Origin of the sequence: Nostoc sp. NMS2, from assembly GCF_017115105.1 — a bacterium.
In the GTDB taxonomy this organism is placed as follows: domain Bacteria; phylum Cyanobacteriota; class Cyanobacteriia; order Cyanobacteriales; family Nostocaceae; genus Nostoc.
Map to the genome: position 1 here is coordinate 1 of NZ_JABXKH010000166.1, position 11,154 is coordinate 11,154.

Genomic DNA, 11,154 nt, shown 5'->3' on the forward strand with positions numbered 1-11,154 from the left:
GTTTCTGTTTTGGCTGCGGCTCTCCCAAACTCAGACCCTCTGCCATAATCCCTCTGTCAATAGGGTTTGAGACGCGCTAACCCTGGAGGTAAGTCGAAGTATTACGAATTACGAATTACGAATTACGATCAAATTCCTGCCACGTTCATAGCTGCTAAAAAAGCCTTCTGGCTCACATCTCTGTAAACTGTATTTAAATACTTCATTACCACTTCACTTGAAGTTGAATTTACTGCATTTTCCTCTTCTTTCGCAAGGGGTATCGCTCCTAATACATCTAATACTATCTCGCTAGTGGAAGGTGCAATCACTACCAAAGATGACTCTAGAGGTTCGTTATATTGCCAGAAGGAATCAATTTTTACCGAGTATTTGTTATTAGGAATTGACTGTTGAATATCAGGCGTTTCTATGGTATTGGGTTGAATCTTCTCACTACGTAACTGACGTAAATCGCTGATAATTTGCTCTTTAGTGCGTCCGCGTAATTGAAAGAGTACAAAGGGGTCTTCGCTAAAGCGATCGCCTAACTGATAGTATAGCGCACCAATATGCTTACAGGGATTGGCTTTATCAGGACAAGAGCATTTACTATGGACATCACCAAGGGTAAAAGGAAATATCGAAAGACCATTAGCCGTGAACACTTCTTCTATATTTTGTGGCATTTCTCCTGCTAGTAGCTTGGCAGCAAAAATTGCCCTTTGGGACATGGTTTCAATTACATAACCCCATTGTTCATCGCTAAATGGTTCAAGGGAAAGAGAAACTTTATAAGGTTCTATTTCACTACCTTGTACTCTAGCCAATACTTTTGCACCTTTAAATTCGATGCTCAAAACATTTCCTTGACGAGCATAATTTCTCGCACGTTCTAAACGTTTTTTAAAGCGATAAGAATCTAGCAAATCTAGCCATTGTTGTGACCACCATTCTCGACTTGCTTGTAATGTGTAATTAGTCATAATTAATTTAAAAACTTGGTAGTCGGCTACACTAATTTTGAGGGTTTGTAGTAAGCGCTAAAGCGCTCAAATTAAGGACTAAAGTCCTTACTACGAACTTATTCTGCATCTTCGTCAATTACTGCGCTGCGGTCAAGTAGTAGTAAGTTGCGGAGTTGGTCTGTATCCATTTCAGTTAACCATTCTTCACCAGCACCCACAACTTGTTCAGCTAGTTGTTTCTTACTTTCAATCATGTCATGAATTTTTTCTTCTAAAGTGCCTGTACAAACAAATTTATGTACTTGCACATTCCGGGTTTGACCAATCCGAAATACTCTATCTGTGGCTTGATTCTCTACGGCTGGATTCCACCATCTATCAAAGTGGAATACATGATTGGCTCTGGTTAAATTCAATCCTACACCACCGGCCTTTAGAGAAAGAATCATAATTGGTGGGCCTTGGGGGTCATGTTGGAAACGGTCGATCATTTCCTCTCGTTGTTTTTTACTGGTGCTACCATATAGAAAGAATATTTCTCGTCCAAGCTGTTTTTCTAAATAGGGTTTAAGTAATTTACCCCACTCAGCAAATTGTGTGAAGATTAAAGCGCGATCGCCTTCTGCTAAAACTTCTTCTAACATTTCTTCTAGCCGCAGCAGTTTGGCTGAATTATGTTGCTCTAATGTCGCCTGTTTCAAATATTGGGCTGGGTGATTGCAGATTTGTTTGAGTTTGATTAGTAAAGCTAAAATCATCCCTCGACGTTGCAATCCTTCCGCAGATTCTATGTCTGCTAAAGATTGTTCTACAACTTGTTGATAAAGTGCGGCTTGGTCGGCAGTAAGTCCACAAAATACGGTCATTTCTTGCTTATCTGGCAAGTCTTGAATGATGTCGCGATCGCTTTTCAATCGCCGCAGGATAAATGGCTGAACTAATGAACGTAACTGAGTCAAAGAAGCTGTATCACCGTACTTTTCAATTGGCATGGCAAACCGACGCTGGAAAAATTGCTTGTTGCCTAAATATCCTGGATTGAGAAAATCTAAAATAGACCAGAGTTCTTGCAGTCTATTTTCTACTGGTGTCCCCGTCAACGCAATCCGAAATGTAGCTTCTAATTGCCGCACTGCTTTTGACTGCTTCGCCTCTGAATTTTTCACGTTCTGGGCTTCATCTAAAACAATTATCTGCCAAGAGACACTTTCTAATGACTTGATATCTCGATGAAGAAGTGAGTAGCTGGTGACGATTAAATCGTGTTTTTTTACTGCTTCTAAAAACGCTTTCCCTTTTGGGCGTTTGTCGCCGTGATATTGCAAAATTTTCAGGCTTGGTGCAAATTTATTGACTTCTCTTTCCCAGTTACCTAAAACCGAAGTTGGACAAACTAGTAGTGTTGGATTTTCGAGTGCATCCTGTTCTTTGAGATGTAGCAGAAAGGCAATGAACTGCACGGTTTTACCGAGTCCCATATCGTCGGCGAGACACGCACCCAAACCCCAACGTTCTAAGAATGACAGCCAAGCAGCACCACGTTCTTGATACGGTCGTAACTGCCCTTTAAAGCCTGTTGGTGTAGGTAAAGGTGCGATCGCTTGATTATTACTTAACGCCCCAATCAACTCTTGTAATGCCCCAGATGCTTCAAAGCTAACCACAGGTAATTTTTCAATTACCTGGGTATCTCCTGTACTGAAACGTAAGGCATCTTCCAAGGAAAGGGCCATTTGGTCTTTACGAGTGGTAAAAAAAGTTTGGGCTGTTTTGATATCTTGCGGCCGCAATTCTACCCACTCGCCGTTAATTTCCACTAGCGGGCTATTTAAAGCCACAAGTTTATCAAACTCAGCTTTAGAAATAGTTTGTCCGCCAATTGCCAATTGCCATTGGAAATTCAGCAAACTTTGCAACCCTAAACGTCCCTGCTTTTTCTTCGGGGTTTCGGCAGTAATTTTCAAACCCAAACGGTTCGCCCATCCTTCGCGGTTCGCCAAGCTGGGAGGTAAAATTACTCCCAAACCACTATCTTCCAATCTCCAAGCTACAGCTTTGATAAACTCATAAGCTTGGATGGGGGTGATACGAGAAAATTGGGGATATTCGGTTTCAAAACTGGGTGCGATCACTGGATATAATCGGGAAGCTAGCCCCAATCCTCGCAAAAACGTTTCCTGTGGTTGCTCAATTGTGCGATTTTCATAAACCAATCGTTCAACTGGATTGTTCCAAATAGTAGCCGCATCCACCACAAACTCAGGATCGTCAGCAGCTTGCAAAAAATATGCCAATGTCCACTCTGTTTCGCCAGACTCTGGAGAACACAGTTGAAAACAGGTACGAAATAGAGTTTTAAGAGTTAACTGGTATTGTAGCGGCATAGTCCAAGCCTTCAGTGCCGCTTCCAGTCGTTCCACTTCAATGGCATCTGCATTAACTGGATGAGATGCACTGGTTAAAGCTTGCAACCACTGTCGCACCGCAGATGGTAAAGATGCAATCGCTTTAGCTTCAATTGGAGGTTGAGAACCTACCATTTCTCGCACTTGGGCATCTATTGTATTGTTGAGAAATCCCAAAAGTAATTCTTGAGGTTCGGCGGGGAAGTTTACATAAATTGGGCATTGGGCATTGGGCATTGGGCATTGGTTATTTCCCCCCTGCTCCCCTGCTCCCCTGCTCCCCTGCTCCCCTGCTTCCCCCACTCCCCACTCCCCACTCCCCACTCCCTGATAAGTACGACAAACCAACGGCATATCCGCAGAAAATTTTTCTAGGCGAGTTCCATCTACAGCACTGTCTAGAAGTACTTGCCATTTAGCAGCAAATTCAGCGTCTGATTGTCGATCAATTCTTGGTAAAAACTTACACCGCGAGATTAAATCTAAACTCCATCGGGCAACTTGCGACCAAAAACGTAAATCTCCTCCTAAAAAGGCATCTTCCCCTTTAGCAGCATTTAGGGGAACAGCAGCGAGAAATTTTACCGCCTCGCTGGGGTTGAGACAAAAACCCTCTACTCGCCACGGTTGCAAATATTGGGGAGAGTCTGTTTCTAGTCCCAAGCTGGCAGAATGTACTGGAAAAATCGTAGATGTTCCTTCTGCACTGTCTTCGGGGATATAAGTTGGTAGGGCAATTATTTGTGAATGCGTTGGTAAACTGATCTCAGTGGCACTAGCTGCTTTCCGGGTTCGCCCAGTAGTAGCGATCGCTTTGCCCAACTCAGGCATCGCAATTTGGGGTTGCTGGATAAAGTTAGTAATCGCCATCTTCTGGGAAACCAACCACTCACTCAACTCCACTGATGTCATTGCCAATGGATGTACTGCTATATCTCCAGATCCATTAGACTCGAAATTAACTCGTGGCGATCGCCAAGTTTCTCCCCAAATAAATAAACAACCCTTTTGATTTTTTAGTAACCAATTACCGTGTAAAATCGCCATTTGCTAACTACTCAGATTTTCCCAAAACTCTAGAATTAAAATCGCAATTATTCGATTTATTGCATCTTCTCAAAAAGATTTATGGTCGAAGTTTCTCATATAATAAATATTTAAGTAAATATTCCATATAAACATTGTTAATAATGAATTTTCACCTAATTAAAGTCTTAAAAAACGGGATGTTAGTGGAACTGGATTATATACATCCTCACGAACACGAGGGTGTAAGAGCATTACTCAATGTTGTAATTGTTGAAGGTAAAACTTATCCCCAAAAGCAACCTCTATCTCCTACAGAATTTTCAGCTTACTGGTTAAGCAAGGATGCCTTTGTTGTCAGGACATCTGTTGTAGATCCTACACACAAGCCAAAAGAAATATTAGGGGCGTTTTATTTAAAGCCAAACTTTCCCGGTCGGTGTAGCCATATTTGCAACGCTGGTTTTATTGTAAAACCTGGATTACGTGGTCAGGGTTTAGGACGGTTCATGGGAGAGGCTATGCTTTCGATAGCAGCAAATCTGGGCTACGAAGCAGTGATGTTTAATTTGGTCTTTGAGACTAATATACCTTCAATTACACTTTGGCAGTCGTTAGGATTTAAGATTATTGGGCGAATTCCGGGCGCGGCGAAGCTAGGGGATGAACAAGTAGTAAACGCGCTGATAATGTATCGTCCTTTGGGTTGAAGGGCTTCTAGCCATTTTCAATTCGGTGAGGTACACGTATGCAGACAAACCTAACCCCCTAACCCCCTTCCCGACGCGGGAAGGGGGAAAAATTCAAAGCCTCTCTCCTCTTAGGAGAGAGGTTTGGAGAGAGGTCAAAATTGTGCCTCACTGGGTCGAGAACCACTTCTCTATCTTTGTATGTACTAGAAGTCAGCCCTAGTGCATAAATGTTAGGATTGCCACAGAAAGAGAATAGCGAAAGAGAAGGAAAAAAAACTGAATGACAGAAGTTGATAAGTCAATATCCTTCGATGGCAGGGATATTCGGCTGAAAGTAGGCTTACTAGCTCCCCAGGCAGGTGGGTCGGTTTTGATAGAATCAGGGGACACATCCGTTTTAGTGACAGCTACGCGATCGCAAGCCAGAGAAGGCATTGATTTTCTTCCCCTCACAGTAGATTACGAAGAAAGACTGTATGCAGCTGGTAGAATTCCCGGCGGGATCATGCGGCGGGAAGGTCGTCCACCAGAAAAAACAATTCTCACCAGCCGTCTTATAGACCGTCCCATGCGTCCCTTGTTCCCCTCATGGTTAAGGGATGACCTGCAAATTATCGCCTTAACTCTATCGATGGACGAGTTAGTTCCACCCGATGTGCTAGCAGTTACAGGCGCTTCCATCGCTACCCTGATTGCCCAGATTCCTTTTAATGGGCCAATGGCAGCAGTTCGCGTTGGTTTAGTGGGAGATGATTTCATTATTAACCCCACTTATGCAGAAATTGAAGCCGGAGATTTGGATCTAGTAGTAGCCGGTTCACCACATGGCGTAATCATGGTGGAGGCGGGAGCTAATCAGTTGCCAGAGCGAGATATCATCGAGGCGATTGACTTTGGTTATGAAGCAGTGCGGGACTTAATCAAAGCGCAGCAAGATTTAGTAGCTGAACTGGGTCTAGTGATAGTGCAAGAAGCACCACCACAAGTAGACCAGACGCTAGAAAATTATATCCGCGATCGCGCTAACGGTCAGATTAAGAAAATCCTCTCTCAATTTACCTTCACCAAACCCGAACGCGATGCAGCTTTAGATGTCGTCAAAGATGAAATTGCCACGACGATTAAGGAACTGCCAGAAGAAGATCCAATTCGAGTTGCCGCAACTGCAAATAGCAAGGCACTTGGTAACACTTTTAAAGACATTACCAAATACTTCATGCGGCGGCAAATCATCGAAGATAATGTTCGCGTTGATGGTCGTAAACTTGATGAAGTTCGACGTGTTTCTTGTTTAGTTGGTGTCTTACCAAAGCGAGTCCACGGTAGCGGTTTATTTAACCGAGAACTAACTCAGGTATTATCCACTTGTACCTTGGGTACACCAGGGGATGCTCAAAACCTCAACGATGATATGCAGCTAGACCAACATAAGCGTTATCTGCATCATTACAACTTCCCGCCGTTCTCTGTCGGGGAAACCAAGCCAATGCGTTCTCCAGGAAGGCGTGAAATCGGTCACGGAGCATTAGCGGAGCGATCGCTAATTCCTGTGCTACCCTCAAAAGAACAATTTCCCTACGTGATTCGCATCGTATCGGAAGTACTTTCTTCCAACGGTTCCACCTCAATGGGTTCAGTCTGCGGTTCCACCCTCGCCCTCATGGATGCTGGTGTACCAATTCTCAAACCCGTCAGTGGCGCAGCAATGGGTCTGATTAAGGATGGGGACGAAGTGCGAATCCTCACCGACATTCAGGGCATTGAAGACTTCTTGGGCGATATGGACTTCAAAGTTGCGGGGACGGATACCGGAATTACCGCCTTGCAAATGGATATGAAAATCTCCGGTTTGTCGTTGGATGTTATTTCCCAAGCCGTCCACCAAGCCAAAGCAGCCAGGTTGCACATTCTGGAGAAAATGCTCGCCTGCATCGAGCAACCACGGACTGAAACCTCACCTTATGCCCCACGTCTGTTAACAATCAAGATTGATTCAGATATGATTGGTCTGGTCATCGGGCCTGGAGGCAAGACTATAAAGGGCATCACAGAAGAAACTGGTGCAAAAATTGACATCGAAGATGATGGCACGGTGACAATTTCGGCTGTGGATGAGAACAAGGCCAAGAGAGCCAAAAACATCATCCAAGGCATGACTCGCAAGCTGCACGAAGGCGATGTCTATGCAGGACGCATTACTCGGATTATACCGATAGGTGCATTTGTGGAATTTCTGCCTGGGAAAGAAGGGATGATCCACATCTCACAACTAGCTGACTACCGCGTTGGCAAAGTTGAGGATGAAGTAGCAGTGGGCGACGAAGTGATTATCAAAGTCCGTGAAATTGATAACAAAGGTCGGATTAATCTCACCCGCTTGGGTATCCACCCAGATCAAGCAGCAGCAGCAAGAGAAGCTGCGGCGGTGAATCGGTAACTCGATTTGGGATTTTAGATTTGATCTAAAATCCGCGATGCCTACTGTGAAGGCATCGCCGTATGCTTCTCTAATTGCACTAAATATTATTCAAACTCATACCTGTAAATCTCTTTAATAACTATAAAAGATAAGTTTAAATCAATTAAAGTTTGTAAAAAGGACTTTAGTCCTAATAGTCCTACTTTTGAGCGATTCATCTCTCAAAAGTAGGATTTATTTTATGTTTAATTTTATCTACTTAATACCCGATAAGTAGTCAGACAGAATTAATTACACAATGACTGTAAATATTTTTGTTCAGCTACTTAGCGATTCTCAATTGCATTGAAATTGTAGGCAAGGGAAGTAAAATTCAAAGCCTCTCTCCTAACGCTCTTCTATTACTCTCGTTAAATAAAAATTCAGAACCCTTGATTTTTAAGGCTTTGATAAATTTACGAGTAGGTTGGGTTGAGGGACGAAACCCAACACGAAAAACCCTTGGTTTTGTTGGGTTTCACTAAAGTTCAACCCAACCTACATTTTTTCTTTCATCAGAGTCATAAAAGAGCGCTAAAAGGCTATGGTGTACACACAAGTCGGAAATAGTAGTCTGTCAAGGAATAATTGACGAGTAGATTCTTTGTAGAGACGGCGATTTATCGCGTCTCTCTAACGTGTTAGTTTTTCAGACGCGATTTATCGCGTCTCTACAATAAGCGATAAAGAGTTTTTTGGGTTTTGCGATCGCTACCAAAGCTCCAATTATTTTTAACTAAAATGTAAGTTGTCATCAATAAAGCTAACTTATGAGCTTCGCCATTTCTCAGTAGTAGATAATGTTTACCTTTAATAATATAGTTATGTCTATTCCTACCGAATGATTTATTAGCTCATAGTTGAATAAATCATCAAATATTAAATTAGTAAAACCTGCTTTAATACCACACTAAATCGAGAGATTTTTCGTATTTTAATCAATTATTAATTACTTAGAAATAAACCTTGCTATTAAATACTAAATATGTCATATTAAATACTTCATTCAGAACTAAAGATATTGACACAATGTTAGCAACATATCTAAAATCTCTTAATGAGCATTATCAAGCTCTTAACAATGAAGGTGAAGATGTCATCCAAGGATTAATTCAAAGTTCCAAAACTTTACCCCCTAAATATTTTTACGATGATTACGGCTCGGAACTATTTGAACAAATATGTGAATTATCAGAATATTACCCAACACGAACAGAAGCATGGATTTTGCGTCAATATGCCGATGAAATAGCCCAGACAACAGGTAATTGTGAACTTGTAGAATTAGGCAGTGGCAGTTCTACAAAAACTCTCTTTTTGTTAGATGCTTACCAAAAAATTGCAAGCTACTGTAGATATATACCCATTGATGTTAGTCATGGAATCCTTAAATCTAGCGTACTAAAACTACAACATAAATATCCAAATTTATTTGTTGAGGGATTAATAGGAACCTACGAACAAGCCTTGATGAAGCTAGAATCAACATTTGCAGCATCACGGATGATTTTTTTCTTGGGTAGTTCTCTTGGGAATTTTAACCCACGAGAATGTGATGATTTTTTAAGCCAAATTACTAGGACTTTACAAGCAGGTGACTACTTTCTTTTGGGGATTGATTTACAAAAACCCAAGGAAATTTTGGAGCCAGCTTATAATGATAGTCAGGGAGTAACGGCTGCTTTTAACTTAAATATCCTTTCCCATCTAAATTGGCGTTTTCAAGGCAATTTTGACCTCAATTTCTTCACTCACCAAGCTATTTATAATCAAAATGATGCCCAAATTGAAATGTATCTGCATTGCCAAAAGAGTCATGAGGTATCTTTAAAAGCGCTAGATTTACAAGTTAGCTTTGCAGATGGAGAGAGCATTCTCACCGAAATTTCTCGCAAGTTTGATTTAGTAATTATGCAAAAACAACTGGAGACACATGGACTTAAGACTCTGAAAACTTGGACAGATCCCAATCAGTGGTTTGGGTTAATTCTTTGTCAAGCTTAAATTTTGTTTACCCAAAGTTTAATTTCAATAGACATATCCGTGAATTAGGCTTTAAATATTAAGCCATTTATAAATGCTTAAGTAAGTGGCATTTGTTTGTTCATGGATATGTTTCATTTAGCAGAGTCGCAAGGCAATCAACAATTAACCTTAACAATTTTTTAATTAAGTTTGTCAAGTGAATCAACCAGAGTTAATCGTCTCTATAACAGCAATTTAGTTACATCATGAACACTCTTCAATCTACTCCTCCACCTAAATTAGATAGTTGCGATCGCCAAGTTATCCTCGATTATTTTAAGAATGCTTGGCAACTGGAAGATATGCTGATGAAAAGTTTAGTAGGAGAAGATACATTTTATCTCAATCCCGATCCTCTGAGAAATCCTCTAATTTTTTATCTGGGACATTCGGCTGTTTTCTATATCAATAAATTAATTTGCGTTGGATTATTAGAAAAAAGGATCAATCCCGACTATGAAATTTTGTTTGAAATTGGAGTTGATCCAGAGATACCAGAGGAATTGGATGAAGCGATCGCTCATTTGGAATGGCCACAAGTTGCACAAACTTGGGAGTACCGAAAACAAGCATATTCCGTAATTTATGAAGTAATTAAAACAACCCCAATTACTCTGCCAATTCATCCCACTCATCCCCTTTGGGCTTTAATGATGGGGATTGAACATCAGCGTATTCATATTGAAACCTCTTCGATGTTAATTCGCCAACTACCGATTGAGAGAGTGAAACGTCCTCAAAACTGGCAATATGCACCTTTTAATGGTTACACTCTTCAAAACGAAATGATACAAGTTGCGGGTGGGGTAGTAAAACTCGGTAAAGCCTTTGACGATCCGACTTATGGATGGGATATTGATTATGGCGATCGCACTGTTGAAGTACAACCTTTTTTAGCCAGTAAATATCTGATTACCAATGCCGATTTTATTTATTTTGTCAAGGCTGGTGGCTACGAAAATCAAGCGTATTGGGATGAAGAATCTTGGCATTGGAAAACTGAAAACAACATCAAATATCCCAAATTTTGGATACCTCAAAATGGCAGTTACAAATATCGAGCCATGTTTGATGAAATCGACTTACCCTTAGATTGGCCTGTAGAGGTCAATCACTACGAAGCAATAGCTTACTGTCGTTGGCAAGGTAAAGATACTCGTTTAATGAGTGAAGCCGAATATCATTTAGCAACTTATGGTAGTGCTTTGGTAGAAGATGTAGACAATTACAATATCAATTTAAAATTTGGCTCACCTACTCCAGTGGGAATGTTAGAAACCGCCAAAAATTATTCTGGATTGTACGATTTACGCGGTAATGTTTGGGAACACTTGAGTGATAATTTAAATCCTTTATCAGGATATAAGCCTCATTTCCTTTACGAAGATAATTCTGCCATCTTTTTTGATAATAAACATCAGATGATGTTAGGAGGATGCTGGATAACTAACGGTACAGAAGCTTTAAAATATTATCGCAACTGGTTCCGTCCCAATTTTTATCAACACGCAGGTTTTAGGATTGTTCAAGATATCAAGCATTCAAATAATTCGTAATTCGTAATTCGTAATTCGTAATTCGTAATTCGTAATTCGTAATTC

The 11,154-nt window shown here is 41.0% G+C and carries 6 protein-coding genes; 4 read left to right on the forward strand and 2 right to left on the reverse strand.

From position 1 onward, the window contains the following. Nucleotides 1-128 precede the first annotated feature (128 nt). Nucleotides 129-965 carry an SWIM zinc finger family protein gene (locus HWQ36_RS30720; protein WP_292709881.1) on the reverse strand — a complete coding sequence of 279 codons (837 nt, stop codon included), beginning with the start codon at nt 963-965 and terminating at the stop codon, nt 129-131. Between the two features lie 98 nt (nt 966-1,063). Next, nucleotides 1,064-4,399, reverse strand: coding sequence for a DEAD/DEAH box helicase (locus tag HWQ36_RS30725; RefSeq protein WP_292709883.1), 3,336 nt, complete (start codon nt 4,397-4,399; stop codon nt 1,064-1,066). Nucleotides 4,400-4,542: 143 nt separating this feature from the next. Here HWQ36_RS30725 and HWQ36_RS30730 point away from each other — a divergent pair, with 143 nt between their 5' ends. The 4 genes from HWQ36_RS30730 (at nt 4,543) to ovoA (ending at nt 11,109) form a co-directional block, all read left to right on the forward strand. Next, the gene (locus tag HWQ36_RS30730; protein WP_292709885.1) at nt 4,543-5,088 is read left to right on the forward strand and encodes an N-acetyltransferase; all 546 of its coding nucleotides are present in this window, start codon (nt 4,543-4,545) and stop codon (nt 5,086-5,088) included. 262 nt (nt 5,089-5,350) lie between these two features. Further along, nucleotides 5,351-7,507 (forward strand): polyribonucleotide nucleotidyltransferase, encoded by a 2,157-nt coding sequence (locus HWQ36_RS30735; RefSeq protein ID WP_292709887.1) that lies wholly within the window; start codon nt 5,351-5,353, stop codon nt 7,505-7,507. Between the two features lie 1,050 nt (nt 7,508-8,557). Continuing rightward, the gene (egtD, locus tag HWQ36_RS30740; RefSeq protein WP_292709889.1) at nt 8,558-9,532 is read left to right on the forward strand and encodes an L-histidine N(alpha)-methyltransferase; all 975 of its coding nucleotides are present in this window, start codon (nt 8,558-8,560) and stop codon (nt 9,530-9,532) included. Nucleotides 9,533-9,759: 227 nt separating this feature from the next. Continuing rightward, nucleotides 9,760-11,109 carry a 5-histidylcysteine sulfoxide synthase gene (gene ovoA, locus HWQ36_RS30745; protein ID WP_292709891.1) on the forward strand — a complete coding sequence of 450 codons (1,350 nt, stop codon included), beginning with the start codon at nt 9,760-9,762 and terminating at the stop codon, nt 11,107-11,109. Nucleotides 11,110-11,154 lie beyond the last annotated feature (45 nt).